24 protein-coding genes are annotated in these 19,352 nt (G+C 27.8%); 21 read left to right on the forward strand and 3 right to left on the reverse strand.

Annotated features, from left to right (window positions below; genetic code table 11):
* Positions 1-657 (reverse strand): IS1 family transposase, encoded by a 657-nt coding sequence (locus CRU95_RS03955; protein ID WP_129099857.1) that lies wholly within the window; start codon positions 655-657, stop codon positions 1-3.
* A gap of 84 nt (positions 658-741) precedes the next feature.
* On the opposite strand from CRU95_RS03955, the gene CRU95_RS03960 reads away from it, so the two are divergent.
* A complete protein-coding gene (locus CRU95_RS03960; RefSeq protein WP_164969719.1) occupies positions 742-1,080 on the forward strand; it encodes a DsrE family protein in 339 nt (112 codons plus the stop codon).
* Here CRU95_RS03960 and CRU95_RS03965 read toward each other — a convergent pair.
* The gene (locus CRU95_RS03965; protein WP_129099859.1) at positions 1,067-2,215 is read right to left on the reverse strand and encodes an MFS transporter; all 1,149 of its coding nucleotides are present in this window, start codon (positions 2,213-2,215) and stop codon (positions 1,067-1,069) included. The two genes, CRU95_RS03960 and CRU95_RS03965, sit on opposite strands and share 14 nt — an antisense overlap.
* Positions 2,216-2,330: 115 nt before the next feature.
* Between CRU95_RS03965 and CRU95_RS03970 the strand changes: the two genes are divergently transcribed.
* The 15 genes from CRU95_RS03970 to CRU95_RS04040 all read left to right on the forward strand — a co-directional run bounded on the left by CRU95_RS03970 (position 2,331) and on the right by CRU95_RS04040 (position 14,902).
* On the forward strand, positions 2,331-2,723 hold the full coding sequence (locus CRU95_RS03970; RefSeq protein ID WP_129099860.1) for a NifB/NifX family molybdenum-iron cluster-binding protein: 393 nt from the start codon (positions 2,331-2,333) through the stop codon (positions 2,721-2,723).
* Between the two features lie 121 nt (positions 2,724-2,844).
* Positions 2,845-3,624, forward strand: coding sequence for a hydrogenase nickel incorporation protein HypB (hypB, locus tag CRU95_RS03975; protein WP_129099861.1), 780 nt, complete (start codon positions 2,845-2,847; stop codon positions 3,622-3,624).
* 1 nt (position 3,625) lies between these two features.
* A complete protein-coding gene (locus CRU95_RS03980) occupies positions 3,626-3,907 on the forward strand; it encodes a HypC/HybG/HupF family hydrogenase formation chaperone (RefSeq protein ID WP_129099862.1) in 282 nt (93 codons plus the stop codon).
* A 5-nt stretch (positions 3,908-3,912) separates the two neighbouring features.
* Positions 3,913-5,037: a hydrogenase formation protein HypD gene (gene hypD / locus CRU95_RS03985; RefSeq protein WP_129099863.1), complete on the forward strand. Its 1,125-nt coding sequence runs from the start codon at positions 3,913-3,915 to the stop codon at positions 5,035-5,037.
* Positions 5,038-5,189: 152 nt separating this feature from the next.
* On the forward strand, positions 5,190-6,029 hold the full coding sequence (locus CRU95_RS16780; protein WP_258238621.1) for a hypothetical protein: 840 nt from the start codon (positions 5,190-5,192) through the stop codon (positions 6,027-6,029).
* Positions 6,019-6,264: a VF530 family DNA-binding protein gene (locus tag CRU95_RS03995; RefSeq protein ID WP_129099864.1), complete on the forward strand. Its 246-nt coding sequence runs from the start codon at positions 6,019-6,021 to the stop codon at positions 6,262-6,264. The genes CRU95_RS16780 and CRU95_RS03995 overlap by 11 nt, the downstream gene beginning before the upstream one ends.
* Positions 6,261-7,259 carry a hydrogenase expression/formation protein HypE gene (hypE, locus tag CRU95_RS04000; RefSeq protein WP_129099865.1) on the forward strand — a complete coding sequence of 333 codons (999 nt, stop codon included), beginning with the start codon at positions 6,261-6,263 and terminating at the stop codon, positions 7,257-7,259. Before CRU95_RS03995 ends, hypE begins: the two co-directional genes overlap by 4 nt.
* 120 nt (positions 7,260-7,379) lie before the next feature.
* On the forward strand, positions 7,380-7,721 hold the full coding sequence (gene hypA, locus CRU95_RS04005) for a hydrogenase/urease nickel incorporation protein HypA (RefSeq protein WP_129099866.1): 342 nt from the start codon (positions 7,380-7,382) through the stop codon (positions 7,719-7,721).
* Positions 7,722-7,812: 91 nt separating this feature from the next.
* Positions 7,813-9,708 carry a diguanylate cyclase gene (locus tag CRU95_RS04010; protein WP_129099867.1) on the forward strand — a complete coding sequence of 632 codons (1,896 nt, stop codon included), beginning with the start codon at positions 7,813-7,815 and terminating at the stop codon, positions 9,706-9,708.
* Between the two features lie 80 nt (positions 9,709-9,788).
* Positions 9,789-10,910: an ABC transporter substrate-binding protein gene (locus CRU95_RS04015; protein WP_258238628.1), complete on the forward strand. Its 1,122-nt coding sequence runs from the start codon at positions 9,789-9,791 to the stop codon at positions 10,908-10,910.
* Positions 10,911-11,032: 122 nt separating this feature from the next.
* Positions 11,033-11,929: a branched-chain amino acid ABC transporter permease gene (locus tag CRU95_RS04020; protein ID WP_129099869.1), complete on the forward strand. Its 897-nt coding sequence runs from the start codon at positions 11,033-11,035 to the stop codon at positions 11,927-11,929.
* Position 11,930: 1 nt separating this feature from the next.
* Positions 11,931-12,971 carry a branched-chain amino acid ABC transporter permease gene (locus CRU95_RS04025; RefSeq protein ID WP_375153682.1) on the forward strand — a complete coding sequence of 347 codons (1,041 nt, stop codon included), beginning with the start codon at positions 11,931-11,933 and terminating at the stop codon, positions 12,969-12,971.
* Entirely contained in the window at positions 12,968-13,735 is a 768-nt protein-coding gene (locus CRU95_RS04030; RefSeq protein WP_129099870.1) for an ABC transporter ATP-binding protein, read from the forward strand. Before CRU95_RS04025 ends, CRU95_RS04030 begins: the two co-directional genes overlap by 4 nt.
* Positions 13,728-14,426: an ABC transporter ATP-binding protein gene (locus CRU95_RS04035; protein ID WP_129099871.1), complete on the forward strand. Its 699-nt coding sequence runs from the start codon at positions 13,728-13,730 to the stop codon at positions 14,424-14,426. The genes CRU95_RS04030 and CRU95_RS04035 overlap by 8 nt, the downstream gene beginning before the upstream one ends.
* 83 nt (positions 14,427-14,509) lie before the next feature.
* Positions 14,510-14,902 carry a TerB family tellurite resistance protein gene (locus tag CRU95_RS04040; protein WP_258238622.1) on the forward strand — a complete coding sequence of 131 codons (393 nt, stop codon included), beginning with the start codon at positions 14,510-14,512 and terminating at the stop codon, positions 14,900-14,902.
* Here the strand turns inward: CRU95_RS04040 and CRU95_RS04045 are convergent.
* Positions 14,899-15,270, reverse strand: coding sequence for a hypothetical protein (locus CRU95_RS04045; RefSeq protein ID WP_129099873.1), 372 nt, complete (start codon positions 15,268-15,270; stop codon positions 14,899-14,901). The genes CRU95_RS04040 and CRU95_RS04045 overlap by 4 nt on opposite strands.
* Positions 15,271-15,357: 87 nt before the next feature.
* On the opposite strand from CRU95_RS04045, the gene CRU95_RS04050 reads away from it, so the two are divergent.
* The 5 genes from CRU95_RS04050 to CRU95_RS04070 all read left to right on the forward strand — a co-directional run bounded on the left by CRU95_RS04050 (position 15,358) and on the right by CRU95_RS04070 (position 19,327).
* The gene (locus CRU95_RS04050) at positions 15,358-15,558 is read left to right on the forward strand and encodes a hypothetical protein (RefSeq protein WP_129099874.1); all 201 of its coding nucleotides are present in this window, start codon (positions 15,358-15,360) and stop codon (positions 15,556-15,558) included.
* Positions 15,548-15,763, forward strand: a complete 216-nt coding sequence (locus tag CRU95_RS04055; RefSeq protein WP_013135197.1) for a hypothetical protein — start codon at positions 15,548-15,550, stop codon at positions 15,761-15,763. The genes CRU95_RS04050 and CRU95_RS04055 overlap by 11 nt, the downstream gene beginning before the upstream one ends.
* Entirely contained in the window at positions 15,760-16,221 is a 462-nt protein-coding gene (locus CRU95_RS04060; protein ID WP_129099875.1) for a type II secretion system protein, read from the forward strand. Before CRU95_RS04055 ends, CRU95_RS04060 begins: the two co-directional genes overlap by 4 nt.
* Entirely contained in the window at positions 16,218-18,068 is a 1,851-nt protein-coding gene (locus CRU95_RS04065) for a primosomal protein N' (protein WP_129099876.1), read from the forward strand. Before CRU95_RS04060 ends, CRU95_RS04065 begins: the two co-directional genes overlap by 4 nt.
* Positions 18,069-18,139: 71 nt before the next feature.
* A complete protein-coding gene (locus tag CRU95_RS04070; protein WP_129099877.1) occupies positions 18,140-19,327 on the forward strand; it encodes a tetrahydrodipicolinate N-succinyltransferase N-terminal domain-containing protein in 1,188 nt (395 codons plus the stop codon).
* Positions 19,328-19,352: the final 25 nt, after the last annotated feature.

Raw genomic sequence — 19,352 nt, forward strand, 5'->3', positions numbered from 1 at the left:
TTAATCTTTGAAATATAAATCTTTTAAAATATTTATTTGTTTATTTTGTAAGTAGTTAAATTTGAACTCGCACTCTTTTAAGTAATAAAAGAAATTTTTTTCATCAACTCCTTTGTATTTTTTCAAATTTTCTTCAAGGTATTTCCAAAAGATACTTAAAGGGGTTTTATAGGAGTTTATAGAGTAGAGTTTATGCCATTTTAAATAATATTCATAATCTTTTGTACTACTCTCAATACTATGCTTAGGAAGTCTTGGCATAAGTAGAGTATATATTTTTTTACTTGAATAAAAGCCAATAATATTTATAGCATCAAATAATGAACGGTTTTTTTTATTTTGTTCTCTTGTTGTAAAGTAATAATACTCTTGATAGGAGCTATTATCTTTTATACTATTATTATACTCCTCATCCAAAAAGTTTGCTATGAGTTTTCTAAAAAGCATATATCTATTTTGAACAGTTCTATAATTTACTTTTAATATCTGAGCTGTCTTATTTGCATTTATGTTATTGCAAAAATAGTTTATTATAGTTATATCTGTTTCTAATTTTTTTAATGAGAATTTTCTTTTGCAAGATTTACATTTTTTATAGTTATCTTGTAAGTTATAGAGTAAGTGATGATTACAAAAAGGGCAATTAGTTAAATTCATAAAAAATTATAGCTAAAATAGAATTTATATAAATTGATAAGTAAAAAAGCATATAATCAATAAAATTAAATTATGGAGAGATTTATGAATAATACTGCAAAAATATTATGGGCAAGTGATAATAAAGAGACAGCATTAAGTATGGTATGTTTATATGCACATAATGCGAAGATAAAAGGTTGGATTGAAAATGTTCAAGTTTTAGTTTGGGGAGCTTCTCAAAAACTTATAAGTGAAGATAAAGAAGTACAAGAGAAAGTAAAAGCAATGATAGCTGATGGTGTTGAAGTAATTGCTTGTCAAAAGTGTTCTGAAGATTTGGGTGTAAAAGATGAATTACAAGCTTGTAATATGCAAGTTTATTACACAGGTGAATTATTAAGCTCTTGGATTAAAAGTGGAGAGAGTATTATCTCTGTATAACTTTTTTTATAATTACTACTAATAGAACAATTACAAATAGTGAAGCACCTATTATAGAGAAGAACTTTTGTATTTCAAAAATAGCAACTAATGGGTGAAAAACTATAGGTGAAAGAAACTGTCCTAAAAAAATAGATGAAGTGAAGTATCCTGAACTTTTGACTCTTTTTTTAGGATTTGTTTTACTTAACATCCATGCAACTGCATTTGTCATCATAAATCCACCAGAAAAACCCAATATTGGTGCTGATATAAAAAAGAAATGAACATTTGTTATTATTCCTACTAAACTTAAGCCAAAAGCAATAAGTGTTAACCCTATGATATAAATAGTGGAGTATGAATATATCTTTTTTAATTTTGAAAAGACAATAGCCCCTAAAGCATTAAAAAAGAATGCAGTAGCAATTATAGTCCCCGCGTAAGAACCACTTACTTTAAATTTTTCTATAAGTAAAAAAGGAAATTGAGTTGGTAAAATAAAAAATAAAAGCATATAAAAAAAAGCAAGAAAATATACAAATAAAATATTTTTACTTATGTTTATAGTCTCATCTTCTTGCATATCTTCTATTTTTATCTCTTTAATATTTTTTAGAACAAAAGGTATTAGAAGTATTCCAATAAAATAAATGCCAAAAGGAAATCTCCAATTCATATCAGATAACATTCCTCCCCCGACGACAAAAAAGACTCCACCTAAAGCCATAAATGCACTTTGATAAGCCATGAATTGATGTCTTTCTTCTTCTTTAAAATAATCTCCAACAAGAGATGTTGAAACAATCATCAAAGTAGCAACACATAATCCAAACAATGCTCTTGAAGCCAAAAGTGTCTCTATGCTATCAAGATATAATCCAGCTGTTCCAAAAAATGAAAAGAAAAAAAGTGCTATAAGAACTGATTTCTTTTTTCCAAATCTAAAAATAATATGTCCTAAAACGGGAGCTAATAGTGCAATAGCAAGGGAAGGTAGAGTAAGCATCAATCTTGAATAAAATTCTATATTAGCTGTATGTTTAAAATACTCTTTTAAGTGTGGCAAAGATGTAACTATGGCTACATTTGACATGACAGTTGTCATTGCTAATAAAAGAAGAGTAAGGAGGGTAAATTTGTTTATATTTTTCATTTGTGGCAGTGTATCATCATTTAAATTAAAAATTTAATTGTTTATGGAGTAAAAATTGCATAATATTATAATATAAGAGTATGATGCTCGTATAAATAAATAAAAGGTGAATATAATGAAAATAGCAATTCCCGTAAAAGACGATAAATTAAGTTTCTTTAGCAATGCAGGACATACTCCAAAGTTTGCAATATATGATTTAAGTGGAACAGGGATGTTCCGTTCTTTTAATTTAAACTCTGTAATAAATAACCCAAGAAGTGACCTAGACCATGACCATCCAGAAGAAGAGCATGCTTGTGATCATGCACATGATGATGAAGAGCATATAGCACAACATGCCAAAATGGGTGTAGCACTTAATGGATGTGATTATGTTGTAGTTAAAAAAGCTTGTAAAAATACAGCTAAATCTTTTACTTCACAAGGTATAAAGATAGTTAAGTACAATGGTGAATCACTAGATGTAAATGATATATTAAAAGAGACATCTGCGAACTTTGCGTAATAAATGCTTTTTTAGTTCTAAAAGTACATAAGAAAATAAAATTTTAGTTTGGTTTTATATTACTTGCATTACACTACAGTAAATGAACAAGTATTCATAAACTAAACTAAAAGGCAAAAACATGTGTAAAGATTGCGGTTGTAGTATAACAGACCATCATCATCACGATCATGAGCATAGCCACTCTCATGATAGTCATTCTCACCAAGCGGCACACGAAACACTTCATCATAATCCACAATTAAATGATTCAAAAACAATCTCAGTTATCAAGAAAATTCTTGATAAAAATGATCATGAAGCAGTTCACAATAGAGCTCACTTTGAAGAACATAAAGTATTAGGTATAAATCTAATGTCAAGTCCAGGAAGTGGGAAAACAACTTTATTGGAGAGTTTTGCAAGTATGACTGATTTTAAATTTGCAGTTGTGGAAGGTGATTTAGAAACATCAAGAGATGCAGATAGATTAACAGCAAAAGGAATAAAAGCAGTTCAAATACAAACAGGAAGTGCCTGTCATTTAGATGCTTTTATGGTACACAAAGGATTACATGATATTCCATTAGATGATATAGATGTCTGTTTTGTGGAAAATGTTGGAAACCTTGTATGTCCAGCATCATATGATGTGGGAACTCATTTAAATATAGTATTAGTATCAGTTCCAGAAGGTGAAGATAAAATAGAAAAATATCCAGTTATGTTTAGATGTGCTGATTTAATACTTATCACTAAAACAGATTTACTACCATACTTTGAATATGATATTCAAAAAGAAAAAGAGTATGCAAGAAAACTAAATCCAAGTGTTGATATATTAGAAGTATCAACGAAAGATGAAGAGAGTATTAAAAAAGTAATAGAGTGGATAAATTTTAAGAGAAGTATGAGAAAATAAAATGTGCCTATCAATACCATCAAAAATAAAAAGTATAAACAAAGAGACTAATACTTGTGTAGTAGATACTATGGGAGTAGAGCGAAGTGCAAGTTTAGACTTAATAGACCAAGAGGTTGTTATTGGAGATTATGTACTTATTCATATAGGTTTTGCTATGAATAAAATAGATGAAGAAGATGCTTTGGCATCACTTGAAGTTTATAAAGAGATAATAGAAAAGATGGAAGAACAAGATAGACTGCGAGAAATTGAAAATGCAGAAAATTGTCCTTCTAGGTAGAGTTTATGAGTGAGCTAAAATTAAAAGACTTATACGATGGATTTAGAGATCCAAAAACAATAAAAGCTTTAAAAAAACTAATAGACCAAGAAGCTAAAAAACTCAATCGTAATATAAATATCATGGAAGTATGTGGAGGACATACACATACTATTATGAAGTATGGACTTCCTCAACTTCTTCCTTCAAATATTAACTTTGTACATGGTCCTGGTTGTCCTGTATGCGTTATGCCAAAAGAGAGAATAGACCATGCTTATATACTAAGCTTACAAGAAGATGTAATACTTGTAACGCTAGGTGATATGATAAAAGTTCCAGGTAGCAGGGGAAGCTTACAAGATGCCAGAAGTAAAGGTGCTGATGTAAGATTTGTATATTCACCTTTAGATACTATAAAAATAGCAAATGAGAACCCAGAAAAAAAGATAATCTTTTTTGCTATAGGCTTTGAAACAACTACTCCTATGACAGCAGCACTATTGGAGCATGTAACCAAGAGTGGAATAAATAATATACTATTTCACATAAATCATATAACAGTACCAGAACCTATGAGAGCACTACTTGATAGTAGTGATTGTAAAATAGATGCTTTTATAGGACCTTCACATGTGAGTGTAATCACAGGTTCTAAGATATATGAAGAGTTTGTAATAGATTATAAAAAGCCAGTAGTAGTAAGTGGCTTTGAACCAGTAGATGTAATGCAATCAATTCTATCTATTATAAAACAATTCAATGATAATAGATGCGACCTAGAACTACAATACTCAAGAGCAGTATCATATGATGGAAACCTAAGAGCCCAAGAGTTAAATAATAAGTTCTTTACAAAAGCAGAACACTTTAGATGGAGAGGCTTAGGGGATATAAAAGATTCAGCATATAAACTAAGTGATAAATACTCTTCTATAGATGCTGAGATAATATATAAAGATATCTTACCAAATGAAAAGATAGATGACCATAAACTTTGTATCTGTGGAAGTATTATGAGGGGTGTAGCTAAACCAAATGATTGTAAAGTATTTGGAACAGCATGTAAGCCAAGTAGTCCATTAGGGTCTTGTATGGTTTCAAGCGAAGGTGCATGTAGTGCATACTACAAATACGGAAATCTAATTTAGAGCATCATCTTTTGGCGAAACTCTGCGTTGAAAATAGAAATTTAGATACTCACTTACTACCTGTAAGCTCCTACCTAAATTTCTATTTCCGCCTTGATTTTAACAAAAATACAATACTCTAAATCAATTTATTCTAAATATAGGAAATGAAAATGGATAAAAATGAACTTGCTAGTATTTTAAAAGAAATGTATGAGAATGCAAAAACAGGAAAAAAAGTTTCAGAAATTCATATGTTTGGAATGTTATATGCTGATGAAATAAAAAAAATATCTAATGCCTCTGAAATTGTAAAAATTGCAGGGCTTAAAAGTTCATATTCTACTGAAGTTAGTAAAGGGATAAAGATAGAAGAATCTTTACCTTTTCGTAAAGTTTTTAAACCAAATAATTTTGAAGCAACTTTTAATTTACCAAAAGAATATCAATCTATTTTAAAGTCATATTTACAATATTTTGAAGAGTTTTTAAATGATTTATGTATCGAAAGCAATGTAAGTATTCAGAAATTAGGTGAAGATACAATCCTTTCAATTGAACCTAAAAATAAAGACGAAGCTTTAGAGAAAATTGCAGATGCACTAAAAGCTTATTTATGTGCCCCTATATTAGCAAATGGTGTTAGTCTAGATGAAAGTTTGCAAATGAAAACATCATTGGCAAAACTTTATGCTCAATGTAAAAATTTAGAATCTCAAATGATGTATAAAGAACTTAGTATTCAAGAATTAAGTAAACAAATTCAATTGAGAGATGAAACTATAAATGAATCTAAAAGAGTCTTAATTGAATTGGGAGTTGATAGTAAAATTATTACACAAAATAATGTAATGTTGTTAGATAGTTTAAAAGAAATAAAAATAAATGGTAAATTGACAGAGAAAAAAACTTTTTTTAATTCAATAAAAGCATCAGTTAAAATTCCTCTAATATTTAGTGTAGGTATTGAAGTTACAAAAAAAGAATTTGATAAGGGGAAAAATGACAAATAGTACTGAAAACAAAAACAATCCTCTTCATGGTATAAAACTACAAGACATCTTAGAATATCTTGTGGATAATTTTGGATTTAAAGGTTTAGGTAATCGTATAAATATTAGATGTTTTTTAGTTGACCCATCTATTAACTCAAGTTTGAAGTTTCTTAGAAAAACTCCATGGGCAAGAACAAAAGTAGAAGAATTATATTTAAAAACTAAAGCAAAAGAAAATGAGGATAAAAGATGACTAAAACAATAACACTAGCACATGGTAATGGTGGGCAAGAGAATAATGAGCTTATAACGCAAGTTTTTTATAAGGCTTTTAAAAATGATATTCTAAGTAAGAGTGAAGATGCTGCTGTTATTCAAGATGGTACTTTAGCTTTTTCTACTGATAGTTTTACGGTTAGTCCTATAGAGTTCCCGGGTGCCAATATTGGTAAACTTGCTATTTGTGGTACTTGTAATGATTTAGCGATGATGGGTGCGAAGCCTAAATATCTTACTTGTTCTGTTATTCTTGAAGAGGGCTTTGATGTTGAAACTTTAAATAGAATTGTAAGTAGCATGAAAAAAGAGCTTGAGGTAAATGGTGCTATTGTTGTAAGTGGAGATACTAAAGTTGTGCCAAGAGGAAGTGTTGATAAAATTTTTATAAATACTACTGGTATTGGAGAGATAGAACAAAAAGGTATATCTTCTAATAGTATTAAAGAAGATGATGTAATTATCGTATCAAATTCTATTGGAAAGCATGGGGCGACTATTTTTGCTGCTAGAGAAGGAATAGATTTTTCTACAAGTTTAAAATCTGATTGTGCTTCACTTTGGCCTGTTGTTAAAAAACTTATAGATTCAGATATTAAAATAAGAGCCTTAAGAGATGCAACAAGAGGTGGAGTTAGTGCTGTATTAAATGAGTGGGCAAAACAATCAAATATTTGTATAGAAATAGAAGAAGAAAAAATACCTGTATGCGATGAGGTAAGTGGTATTTGTGAAATGTTAGGTTTTGAAGCTCTAAGTTTAGCAAATGAAGGTACTTTTGTGATGGCTATTTCAAAAGATCAAGTTGATAGTGCTTTAGAAGTTTTAAAATCGTGTGAGACTTCAACTGAGGCAGCTGTAATTGGAAAAGTTACTTCTAGACATAAGCATAAAGTAGTTTTAAATACAGCTTGGGGAACACAAAGATTTATTGATTTGCCAACAGGTGAATTGTTACCAAGAATCTGTTAAGTACAACTCGTTGTACTCTTTAGGGTTTGCTTCTTTAAAAGGAATTTATTTCCTTTGTTAAAAGAAGTTAAAAAATATATAGGTCCCTTTTTAAATGGGACATTTAAAAAGGATTAAAAATTGCATGAATATTCAATTGTTCAATCACTCTTAGAAAGTTGTGAAGAACACGCAAAAGCTAATAATGCCACAAAAGTTACTAAAGTAATAGTAAAAATAGGTATTCTAAGTGGAGTTGAACCTGATTTACTCCAAACTGCATTTGATACATTTAAAGAAAAAACAATATGTGATGAATGTGAGTTTATTATAAATAAACAAAAAATAGTCATAGAATGTCAAGACTGTAAAGAAGAATCAATTTTGAAAAAAAATGAATTTACTTGTCCCAAATGTGATTCTTCGAATATACGAATATTAGATGGAGAAGATATGTATTTAATGTCATTAGAAATGAATTAACTTAAAACTAAAAATTAAATTTCAGTAATAGATAAAAATTAAAAATTAAAATAATAATATACTGATATTAACCTTAGGCTAAGGCATATTAATGAAAAAGACAACATTAAAAGAGATAATTTATAAAAATTATCTTAAAACAACTTTATCCTCTATCTTTTTTATTGAGTTAGTTTTGTTAATTTTATATTTTTATGCTAATAATAATATTTTAGAAAAAAGTAAAAACTTAGTTTTAAAAGATCTCAAAGAGAGTGTTAATGAAAGAATTATTTTTATTAAAAAGGATATTAATACTTCTTTTAAAAATATAGAAACCAATCTAAAATATTTGCAAAATGAACAACAAAACTTTTTTGAAGAAATTAATAATATAAAAAATGATAATAATGTTGAATTTAAACATACTATAAATGGCGCTTACTATAAAAGTATTGATAATGGAGGCTCTTCCGTTTGGGTTAAAAAAATAGCAAATCTTACAGATACTCTAAAAGCCGAACTAAATAAAACTGAATTATTAGATAATAATTTAAAAACAAGTGTTGTAAATAATGAACTAGTAGTAGCTGCATATTATAATTCAAGATATAATTATTCAAGATATTACCCTTTTATAAAAGATGTATATAATGTTATTTCAGATGATACAAAAGTAGAAGAGTACACTTTTTATTATAATGCAGATTTAAAACATAATCCCCAAAAAAAAGTTGTTTGGACAGATGTATATTTAGACCCGGCAGGATTAGGTTGGATGATAAGTGCACTTATTCCTATTTATAAAGATAATATATTAGAAGGAGTAACTGGAATTGATGTAACTATTAATAAAATTATTGAGAATTTTCTTAATTTTAAAATTCCTTATAATGGTTCAACTTTTTTGATTGACAAAGATTTAAATATTATTGCAATGGATAAAATAATAAAAAATGAGTTTAAGATTAAAAATTTTAATGAATATAAATACTCAAAAAATGAAAAAATATCACATACAGTTTTTAGAAAAGAAAAAGAATTATTATTATTTAAAAATAAAGAACTATGTAATATATTAGAAGATATTGTTTCAAATAAAAATTATAAGAATGAATTTAAAAAAGCTGATGATAAATATTATATTTTTTCAAATAAACTTGATAAATTACCTTGGTATACAATCACATTAGTTAAAGAATCCAATGTGTTAAAAGGTGTAGAAAATTTAAAAGAAGAATATATTCATTTAGGTATTATAATTATTGCATTTATTGTAGTATTTTATTTTTTGTTTTTTATTTATTTATATAAAAAAGCAAATGATTTTGTTTTATTAATAAATACTCCAATATTAAAAATAATTAATATGACAAAAATTCTTGGAAGTAAAAAAAATGAAATATCTTTAGAAAATTGTGGAATTATTGAAATTGATAAATTGAATGAAAATTTCAATAATCTTGCAAAAGAGTTAGATATACGAACTAAAGAGTTAATAAATGCAGAAACTAGTCGTGCTTTTCATGAAAAGTTATCAAATACAGATGCTTTGACAAAAGTTTATAATAGAAGATTTTTAGAAGATTTTTCTAAAAAATATTTTGAAATGATTAAAAGAGAAAAAAATACTTTATCTATATTAATAATTGATATTGATGATTTTAAAAGTATAAATGATAATTATGGACATGAAGCAGGTGATGAAGTATTATTAGGCTTAGTAGAAATTTTACAAAATAAAATTAGAGAAAACGATTTTATCGTAAGACTTGGTGGTGATGAGTTTTTAGTGCTTTTACCAAATTCTGATATTCAAGGAGCAAAAATAGTAGCAGAAAAATTAATTAAATCTATATGTGAATCTAAAAATGAGTATAAACGATTTACAGTAAGTATTGGTAGTTCTGAATATAATTTTGAAGATAAAGATATTAATTGTCTAATACGAAGAGCTGATGAAGAATTATACAAAGCAAAAAAATCTGGTAAAAATCAATTATCTTAGATTTTCAATTATGTATATTTATATATTTAAACTATAATATAGTATAGTAATCAATTAAAAAATGGGAGAGTAATATGAATATATCGAAAAAAATTTTAGGTCTTAGTGTTGCTACACTTTTATCTTGTAGTTCACTTTTAAGTGCTAAAGAGATTAAAATTGGAGCGGTTATGCCTATGTCTGGACCTCTTGCAGCTTATGGGCAAGTTACAGATCTTGGCGTTAAATTAGCACATAAACTACAACCAAAATTAAAAAATGGTGATACTATAAAAATAGTATTATTAGATAATAAAGGTGATAAAGTTGAAACAGCAAATGCTACAACTAGATTAATTTCATCTGATAAAGTTGTTGCTATTTTAGGAGCTTTAACCTCTACTAACACTGCACAAACAATTGCTATTGCTGATAAGAAAAAAGTACCAGTTATTGCAGCAGTTGCAACAAATGATAAATTAACTGCAAAAAGAGAATTTGCAAATAGAGTTTGTTTTACTGACTCTTTTCAAGGTGAAGTTGTTGCAAACTATGCAATATCACAAGGATATAAAACTGCTGTTGTAGTTGTGGACCAAGCACAAGTTTATTCTTTAGGTCTTTCTAAAGCTTTCCAAAATGCATTTAAAGCAAAAGGTGGAAAAATTGTTAAAAAAATCAAAATCACTTCGGGTGACAAAGATTTTAAAGCTGTAGTTTCACAAATCAAACAAATAAACCCAGACTTTATGTTTTTACCTTTATATCATCCAGAAGCTTCTATGATTGCTAGACAATCTAAACAATTAGGATTAGATAAACCAATGTTTAGTGGAGATGGTGTTGCAAATCAAACATTTATTGATTTAGGTGGAGATTCTATTGAAGGGTATATGTTTACAGACTTTTTTGATTATGCAAATCCTCCATCAAAAACTTCAGCTGATTTTGTAGCTTTTCATACAAAAGAGACTGGTGATAAAGAAATGAACTCTTTTTCTGCTTTAGGTGCAGATACATACAATATTTTAATTGATGCAATGAATAGATGTGAAGACCCTACAGATTCTATTTGTATTAATAATGAAATTAAAAAAACAACTGATTTTGATGGTGTATCTGGAAAAATTACAATTGATAAAGATGGTAATGCAACTAGATCTGCTGTTATTAAAGAGATTAAAAATGGAAAAGCTGTATTTAAAGCAACTGTAAATCCATAATTAAAATAAAAAGAAAATTAAAAAAGTTTAGTCATAAGGCTAAACTTTTTTTGTAATAGTAAAATTAATTGGTGTTATTTTTATTATTGCAAAAAAAGTATTAATATGAATTGGGAGATTTAATGGATATATTAACGTTTATGCAGCAGATGGTAAACGGTTTTAGTTTGGGTAGTATGTATGCCCTTATTGCGATTGGTTATACGATGGTTTATGGTGTGTTAAGATTGATAAATTTTGCACATGGTGATATTATGATGGTTGGAGCTTTTTTAGCTTATACTTTTATGGCAGTATTTGATTTACCTTTTCCTCTTACAGTACTTTTGGCAGTTACTTTATCTGCTGTACTTGGAATGCTAATGGACAAAATTGCATATAAGCCATTAAGAGAAGCTCCAAAAATATCTTTACTTATTACTGCTATTGGAATATCTTTCTTTTTAGAAAATGCCTTTACTGTATTTGTAGGTGGAGTTCCTCGAGCTTTTCCTGTTCCTTCTTATATGGAACAAATATTTACAGTAGCTAATGTTACTTTTTCAGTTTCATCTATTACTGTTCCCCTTGTAACTTTGGTATTGCTTTTAGGGATTTTGTATGTTTTATATAGAACAAAATATGGTATGGCAATTAGAGCTTTATCTTTTGATATAAAAACAGTCAATTTAATGGGTATTGATGCAAATATGATTATATCTTTGGTATTTGCATTAGGTTCTGCTTTGGCTGCTGTTGGTGGAATATTTTGGGCTATAAATTATCCTTCTGTTGAACCTATGATGGGGGTATTGGTTGGATTAAAAGCTTTTGCTGCTGCAGTTGTAGGAGGAATTGGCTCTGTTACGGGTGCTGTTTTAGGTGGATTTATTATTGGATTTACAGAAGTTGTAGTAATCGCATTTTTTCCTGAAATGGGTGGATATAAAGATGCTTTTGCTTTTGTATTCTTGATATTAGTATTATTATTTAAACCTACTGGTATTATGGGTGAAGATTTGGAAAAGAGTAGGTTTTAATATGATAAACAATTCAATTTTTACAAAACAAAGAATTATTAACCTAGGTATAATTATTACTGCTATTTGGTTTACTTGGTTTGCTCAACAGGTATTTGATGAATATACAGTAAGAATTATAAATAATGTTGCTATTTTTATTATTCTTGCAGTTTCTTATAATTTAATAAATGGTGTTACTGGACAATTTTCATTAGAACCAAATGGTTTTGTTGCAATTGGTGCTTATGTTACAGCAATATTATTAGTTGATAGTGAGGGTATGTTATATCAATATGATATTTCTGATCCATACCCATGGGTTCTAGCATTGCAAACTAATTTTCTTTGGGCTTTGATTTTATCAGGTATTATTTCAGCACTTTTAGCGTTATCTTTATCTTTTCCTGTATTTAGAGTAAGAGGTGATTATCTTGCAATTGTTACTCTTGGATTTGGTTTTATTATTAGAATTTTGGCTATTAATTCACCAGAAATTACAAATGGTTCTTTAGGAATAAATGATATTCCTCAATTCTCAAATTTGTATTGGACAGGTGGAATCGCTATTTTTGCAGTTTTAGCTATTTTGAATATAATTTATTCAAAATATGGTCGAGCTATGAAAGCAGTTCGAGATGATGAAGATGCAGCAAGTGCTATGGGTATTAATACTTTTAAAATAAAAACATTGGCTTTTACTACATCAGCATTTTTTGAAGGTGTTGGTGGTGGACTATTAGCTGCACTATTAACATCAATCAGTCCAGATTTATTTACTTTCTTCTTTACTTTCCAATTATTAATTATCATCGTAATAGGTGGACTTGGAAGTACTACAGGAGCAATAATTGGTACGGTTATGGTTATGGCTGGATTAGAATGGATGAGATTCTTAGATGAACCAATTAATTTTATGGGAATACATACAGATGGATTACCAGGGATGAGAATGGTTGTATTTGCCTTGATTTTAATTGTTGTAATGCTTTTTGCAAGAGAAGGTTTAATGGGGAAAAAAGAGTTAAAAGATTTATTTAAAAAGAAAAAGGCAAACAAATGATTTTAGAAGTTTGCAATGTAACTAAAAACTTTGGTGGAGTAACTGCTATAAAAGATACTTCATTTCAAGTAAAAGCAAAAGAAATATATGGACTTATAGGTCCAAATGGTGCTGGTAAAACTACTATGTTTAATATTATTACTGGAAACTATGAACCAACACATGGAGATATAAAGTTTCATGGTCAAAAAATAAATGGAATAAAACCTTATAAAATAGTTCATAGAGGAATAGCAAGAACTTTTCAAAATATTAGACTTTTTACTTCAATGACAGTTTTAGATAATGTACTTATTGGATTTGATTATCAAGCTTCATATTCATATTTAGAAACAATTTTTAGATTGCCAAGATTTTTTAAAGAAGAAAAAAGAGTAAAACAAAGAGCTTTGGAAATTATGGAAGTGTTAGGAATCGCTGATTATGCAGATGAATTGGCAACATCACTTTCATATGGAAGTCAACGAAAAGTTGAGATTGCAAGAGCATTAGCAGCAAACCCTCAACTGCTTTTATTAGATGAACCAGCAGCAGGAATGAACCCACAAGAAACACATGAATTAGCAAAACTATTTTTTAAAATAAGAGATCAATTTGATATAACTATTTTATTAATAGAACATGATATGAAATTTGTAAATCATTTATGTGATAGGGTTATGGTATTAGATTATGGAAAAACTATATTTGAAGGTAAAATAGAAGATGCCATCAAAGACGAAGAAGTAATTAAGGCTTATTTAGGAGATTTCAAACATGCTTAAAGTGAAAAATTTAGAAGTCTTTTATGGTCTTATAAAAGGTGTAAAAGGAATTGATTTTGAAGTTCAAGAGGGGAAAATCGTCTCTTTAATTGGCTCAAATGGAGCAGGTAAAACTTCAACATTACAATCAATTGTAAATGATGTTAAAAAAACTGGAAGTATTTTTTTTAATGATTTAGACATTTCAAAACTTCCAACACATAAAATAATCCAAAAGGGTATTTCTTTAGTTCCAGAAGGGCGAAGGGTATTTCAAAATCTCACTATTGAAGAAAATATGAGAATGGGATCTTTTAATCAAAGTGAAGCTTTTTATGAAGAGCATCAAGAAAAAATGTTCAAGTTATTTCCAAGGTTAATTGACAAGAAGGGACAATTAGGCGGTACTATGAGTGGTGGAGAGCAACAAATGTTAGCAATCGCTAGAGCATTGATGAGCTCTCCAAAACTTCTTATGTTGGATGAACCATCACTAGGTCTTGCTCCAAAGATTATTGGAGAACTTTTTGAGACGATTATTAAATTAAAAGAAGATGGAATTACAATATTATTAATAGAACAAAATGCATATGCAGCCTTAGAAATTTCTGATTATAGTTATGTATTAGAAAATGGGCAAGTTGCATTAGAGGGTATAGGAAATGAGCTTTTAAAATCAAATGATATCAAAGCAAAATATTTAGGTGCTTGAAATATTTTACTGTTTACCATTGATTAATAGTTAAATAGTAAAGTGCATTATATAAAAATCGGGGAAGATAATATATGTTATTAATGAAATTAGAAACTAAAGAAAAGTTTGCTTTTTTGCAGTTAGCTCAACATTTAGCAAGAGTTGATGGTGAGTATGGAAATAGAGAACAAGATGTTATAGATGAATATTGTGTTGAAATGGGAATTGATAAACCAAGATTTTTCAATGAGGCAGATTTTAATTTAGATGAAATACTTTGTTCTTTTAAATCAAAAAAGAGTAAAAAAATTGTTATTTTGGAACTTATGATTTTAGTTCACATTGATGATAAATTTGATAAAAAAGAACATGAATTGACTAAAAAAATAGTCGATTCTTTTCAAATTAATGATAAAGATTTAAAATATTTTTCTTTTTGGGGGAAAGCTGTTTCTTCTTTATATGAACAAGGTAAACTTTTTATCGAAGATTAATAGGAAATTTTTGTATAGATCTGAAATAGGTGACTATTTGGATCTATAAAAAATATCTCTTTTTTAGAAGAGCTTTGTCTTACTTTCTTATTATTTAATTCACTTATATTGTCACCAAATAATAATTTTTCTTTTCTAATATTTGCAATTAATTCATCAAAAGAAATTTCATCTACTTCAAAAACATAATGATTATTTGTATATTCTTGAATCTCTTCTAATTCAAATTTTAATTTTTCGTTTACAGTTACAATAAAATTTTTATTTTCAGCTTTAATAGACTTAAAATTAAAAATTCTTTTATAAAAGTTTTTAGCAATTACAGCATCGATACATGGGACAATAAAATGTACAAGATTGATATTCATAGAATAACCCTTATTTATTTCTTTATTATTATACATCATATGTATAAAATTTATTGTAATAGTTATAAAATTTAGATAAAATCACGCATGGAAATAACTGAAATACTTAATACACAAATAGACAAACTATTAGAAGATTATGAATTATTAAAGTCTAAAAATCAATACCTTACAATAGAACTTGAAAAGTTAAAAAATAAAAATGATGAATTAATTAGAAATAATCAAGATATGCTTTTAAAAATTGATAGTACTTTAACTTTAACAAAGGCAAAGAATGGAGAATAAAAAACTAACCTTTCACATTGATAATATGGCATATAGTATTAATGTAGACCCAAAACTAGAGATGGAACTAACAAAATTTTTATCTCCTGATAGATCACACACAACAAAAGAACTTTTATATGCTTACCTTTGTAAATCCCAAGAACATTTTACTTTTAAAGAAGAAGTAGAAAAGATTTCAAGCAAACTTCCAAAACTTTCATGAAAAAAGCTTTTTCCTTATTAGAAATAATAATTGTTGTCTTAATAGTTGGATTATTAGGGACATTTGCTATTAACAAACTTTTTTATTCAATTGATAAATCAAATATATTTAAAATTAAATCAGAAGTTATACTTATAAATAATGCAATAAATAAGCTATATTCAGATCAAGTTTTATTAGGTAATTCATCCTTTACCTTAGATAGGTTAGATGATGCTTCATCAAATACAAGTGGAGAATCATTGTTTATAGGTTACAATGAATATATTTTGTTAGATATTGTTATTTTGTCAAGTTCTGATAATAATAAAGAGATAGGAAAGTGGATAAAGAGTTCTGAAACAACATATAAAACTTATATTTCAAAAGATAAGCTTATAACTTTTGAGTTTGATAGAGATGAAGGTACTTTCTCTTGTAAAAAAAGTGATGAAACTTGTAAAGAATTTATGCAATGAGTTTTTATTATGAATTGGCACTATTAAAATCTCCTTTAGATCCTTTGACTTATTGTAGTGATGAAAAAATAGAAATTGGAACACTAGTAGAAGTCTCTTTGCAAAGAAGAAAGGTATTGTCTAAAGCAGTAGTTGTAAAAGAGGTTGAAAAACCAACTTTCAAATGTACAACAATTCAAACAATTACAAATCTCTTTTACTCTACTGATATGATAAAAATAGCTACTTTTACTTCTATGTATTATGTTTCTTCACTTGGTGAAGCTTTATCTTTATTTATTCCTTTTGATAAAGATATAATTGAAAATAAAGATGAAAATAGATTTGAGTCAAATATTCTGTTATCAAAAGAACAAGAAGAAGCATATAAATTTTGTTTAGAACACAAACAATCTTTACTTTTTGCAAATACTGGTGCAGGTAAAACAGAAATTTATATTAAAACTATAGAAAAATATTTAAATGAAAATAAACAAGCAATTCTGCTTATGCCTGAAATCTCTTTAACTCCTCAAATGCAAAAAAGACTAGAATTAGTATTTAAAGAAAAAGTTGCTATTTGGCACTCTAAAATTACTAAAAAAAGAAAAGAAGAGATTATCAAAAAGGTTTTATACGGTGAAATAAAACTAGTTGCAGGTGCAAGGTCTGCTTTGTTTTTGCCCTTAAAAAACTTAGGATTAATTATAGTTGATGAAGAGCATGATGAATCATATAAAAGTGATAGTAAACCAAGATATAATACAAAAGATTTGGCTTTGTACATTTCAAAGACTTTAAATATACAAGCTATATTAGGAAGTGCAACACCATCCTTAAATACTTATCATAAAATACCTTTTTACAGATTATCTAAAACATATTTTGATACTAAAAAAAGTATAAATTATGATGATAGTACATCAAATTTAAGTCCTAAGATTGTAAATAAAATAAAAAGTACAATAGAACAAAATCATCAAGTAATTATTTTCCTTCCCACAAGAGCTAATTATAAATATCAAGTTTGTACATCTTGTGGAAGCTCAGTGGAATGTCCTTTTTGTTCTGTATCAATGAGTTTACATAAAAATTCTCTTGCCTTAAAGTGCCATTATTGTGGATATACTCAAAAAATACCTAAATCTTGTCCTTCATGTAAAACAGGTGTTCTTCATAATCTAAGAGTTGGAACTGCTCAAATAGAAGAAGAATTAAATTTTATATTTCCTCAAAAAAAAATAAAAAGATTTGATAGGGATGAAGTAAAAACAGATACACAATTGCGAAAAGTATTAGATGAGTTTAATAATAATAAAATCGATATTTTAGTTGGTACTCAAATGCTTTCTAAAGGTCATGATTATCATAATGTAAAACTAGCAGTTGTTCTTGGGATTGATTCTGTTTTAAAAATGAATTCATATAAAGCAAGAGAAAGAGCATTATCTTTATTAATTCAAATTTCTGGAAGAAGTGGAAGAAGAGGTGAGGGTGAAGTTATTATTCAAACTCAAAATAAAGATTTCTTTGATTTTTATTTAGAAAACAAAGATTATAAAGAGTTTTTAGATGAAGAACTTACATTTAGAGAAGATTTATATCCTCCTTTTTATAAATTAGCAAAAATTATTTTTGCTCATACAAATGGATTAAAAGTAAAAGATGAGTTTGACAAATATACAAATATTTTAAAATCAAATGAAAAGATTGAAGTTGTAGGTGCAAATCAATCTCCTATTTTCAAGTTATCAAATAAATATAGATATGAAATTTTACTTCGTTCTAAAAATATAAAAGCTTTAATTGAAGTTCTTCATAGTATAAAATCACCAATGGCAATCATTGATATGGATACAATTTATTAAAAAATATATTTAATTTTCTCTTAGTAAAGTTTATAGTATAATCCACAAAAATTTACATAGGACAGAATAATATGATTTATACGGCAGATGAATTTAAAAAATTAGTTGAAGAAGTTCAATCACAAAATTGGTACAGAAATCCAATAGGATTTGGTATAGCTAGAGTTGATAGGGGACAATTAAATCCAGAAAAGATCTTACAAGCAACATATCCAGTTGTAAATTGGAATGAAAACCTTGGAAGTGCAGCTATATTTTTAAAAGCGTTAAAAGATTCAGGAGCAGATGTAGACACAACTAAATCAGAATTAGTATGTAATGTTACAGATGATTTTTTAACTTCTTGTATTGAAGCTTTTAGACCATTTAATCCAGAAGCAAAAGGTGATGCACATAGAAATGTACAAGTTATCTCATCACTTGCTACTTTACCTTTGGATTCAGGTCTTAGTGCTGATGATTTTAAAGTGGTATTTATATTTGAAGATACAAATCCTTTAACAGTAGAATCTGTTTATTTAAAACTTTATGCACTATCACTAGGAAAAGCAAAATTAAGAAGTCTTAATTTAAATGGTGCCTTTGGTGTATTAGAAAATTGTGCATGGACTGGAAGTCAACCAATTGAATTAGATTGGTTAAGAGCAAATGAAATTTCATTAAAAATAACTAATCAATATCCAGAAATCACTATGGTAGATAAATTTCCAAGATTTTTATCTCATGTTATCCCTGCTGATAATACAAGAATTTTGGAAACTTCAAAAGTAAGATTTGGAGCACAATTAGCAGCGGGAACAACTGTTATGCCAGGAGCTGCTTATATTAATTTTAATGCAGGAACTGAAGGTTCTGTTATGGTTGAAGGAAGAATTTCTTCAAGTGCAATAGTTGGTGCTGGTTCTGATGTTGGTGGTGGAGCTTCTATTCTTGGAGTTTTATCAGGAACTGATGGTGTACCTGTTTCAATTGGAGAAAATACACTTTTAGGTGCAAACTCTTGTACAGGTACTGCTATTGGTGATAGTTGTATACTTGATGCTGGTGTTACAATCTTACCAGGAACAAAAGTTACACTTTCTGAAAAAGCAGTTGCTGCATTAAAAGAGATTAATCCAAGTAAAGAAATTACAACTGTAATGAAAGGTAGTGATTTTATTGGAGTTAATGGAGTTCATTTTAGAGTAAATTCTCAAACTGGTCAAACAGTTGCTATGAGAAGTACTAGAGAAGTAAAACTTAATTCAGATTTACATTAATAAAAAAGGGGATGAGTTTTAACTC

Source organism: Arcobacter sp. F2176 (genome assembly GCF_004116465.1).
Lineage (GTDB): Bacteria > Campylobacterota > Campylobacteria > Campylobacterales > Arcobacteraceae > Arcobacter > Arcobacter siniprincipis.

Coding starts and splice junctions, on each gene's coding strand:
- hypD (WP_129099863.1), top strand. CDS start 3,913: ATGAGTGAGCTAAAATTAAAAGACTTATACGATGGATTTAGAGATCCA.
- CRU95_RS03960 (WP_164969719.1), top strand. CDS start 742: ATGAATAATACTGCAAAAATATTATGGGCAAGTGATAATAAAGAGACA.
- CRU95_RS04065 (WP_129099876.1), top strand. CDS start 16,218: ATGAGTTTTTATTATGAATTGGCACTATTAAAATCTCCTTTAGATCCT.
- CRU95_RS03965 (WP_129099859.1), bottom strand. CDS start 2,215: ATGAAAAATATAAACAAATTTACCCTCCTTACTCTTCTTTTATTAGCA.
- CRU95_RS04070 (WP_129099877.1), top strand. CDS start 18,140: ATGATTTATACGGCAGATGAATTTAAAAAATTAGTTGAAGAAGTTCAA.
- CRU95_RS04025 (WP_375153682.1), top strand. CDS start 11,931: ATGATAAACAATTCAATTTTTACAAAACAAAGAATTATTAACCTAGGT.
- CRU95_RS04040 (WP_258238622.1), top strand. CDS start 14,510: ATGAAATTAGAAACTAAAGAAAAGTTTGCTTTTTTGCAGTTAGCTCAA.
- CRU95_RS03955 (WP_129099857.1), bottom strand. CDS start 657: ATGAATTTAACTAATTGCCCTTTTTGTAATCATCACTTACTCTATAAC.
- CRU95_RS04045 (WP_129099873.1), bottom strand. CDS start 15,270: ATGAATATCAATCTTGTACATTTTATTGTCCCATGTATCGATGCTGTA.
- CRU95_RS04060 (WP_129099875.1), top strand. CDS start 15,760: ATGAAAAAAGCTTTTTCCTTATTAGAAATAATAATTGTTGTCTTAATA.
- CRU95_RS04050 (WP_129099874.1), top strand. CDS start 15,358: ATGGAAATAACTGAAATACTTAATACACAAATAGACAAACTATTAGAA.
- CRU95_RS04020 (WP_129099869.1), top strand. CDS start 11,033: ATGGATATATTAACGTTTATGCAGCAGATGGTAAACGGTTTTAGTTTG.
- CRU95_RS03970 (WP_129099860.1), top strand. CDS start 2,331: ATGAAAATAGCAATTCCCGTAAAAGACGATAAATTAAGTTTCTTTAGC.
- CRU95_RS16780 (WP_258238621.1), top strand. CDS start 5,190: ATGGATAAAAATGAACTTGCTAGTATTTTAAAAGAAATGTATGAGAAT.
- hypE (WP_129099865.1), top strand. CDS start 6,261: ATGACTAAAACAATAACACTAGCACATGGTAATGGTGGGCAAGAGAAT.
- CRU95_RS04030 (WP_129099870.1), top strand. CDS start 12,968: ATGATTTTAGAAGTTTGCAATGTAACTAAAAACTTTGGTGGAGTAACT.
- CRU95_RS04010 (WP_129099867.1), top strand. CDS start 7,813: ATGAAAAAGACAACATTAAAAGAGATAATTTATAAAAATTATCTTAAA.
- CRU95_RS04035 (WP_129099871.1), top strand. CDS start 13,728: ATGCTTAAAGTGAAAAATTTAGAAGTCTTTTATGGTCTTATAAAAGGT.
- CRU95_RS03980 (WP_129099862.1), top strand. CDS start 3,626: ATGTGCCTATCAATACCATCAAAAATAAAAAGTATAAACAAAGAGACT.
- hypB (WP_129099861.1), top strand. CDS start 2,845: ATGTGTAAAGATTGCGGTTGTAGTATAACAGACCATCATCATCACGAT.
- CRU95_RS03995 (WP_129099864.1), top strand. CDS start 6,019: ATGACAAATAGTACTGAAAACAAAAACAATCCTCTTCATGGTATAAAA.
- CRU95_RS04055 (WP_013135197.1), top strand. CDS start 15,548: ATGGAGAATAAAAAACTAACCTTTCACATTGATAATATGGCATATAGT.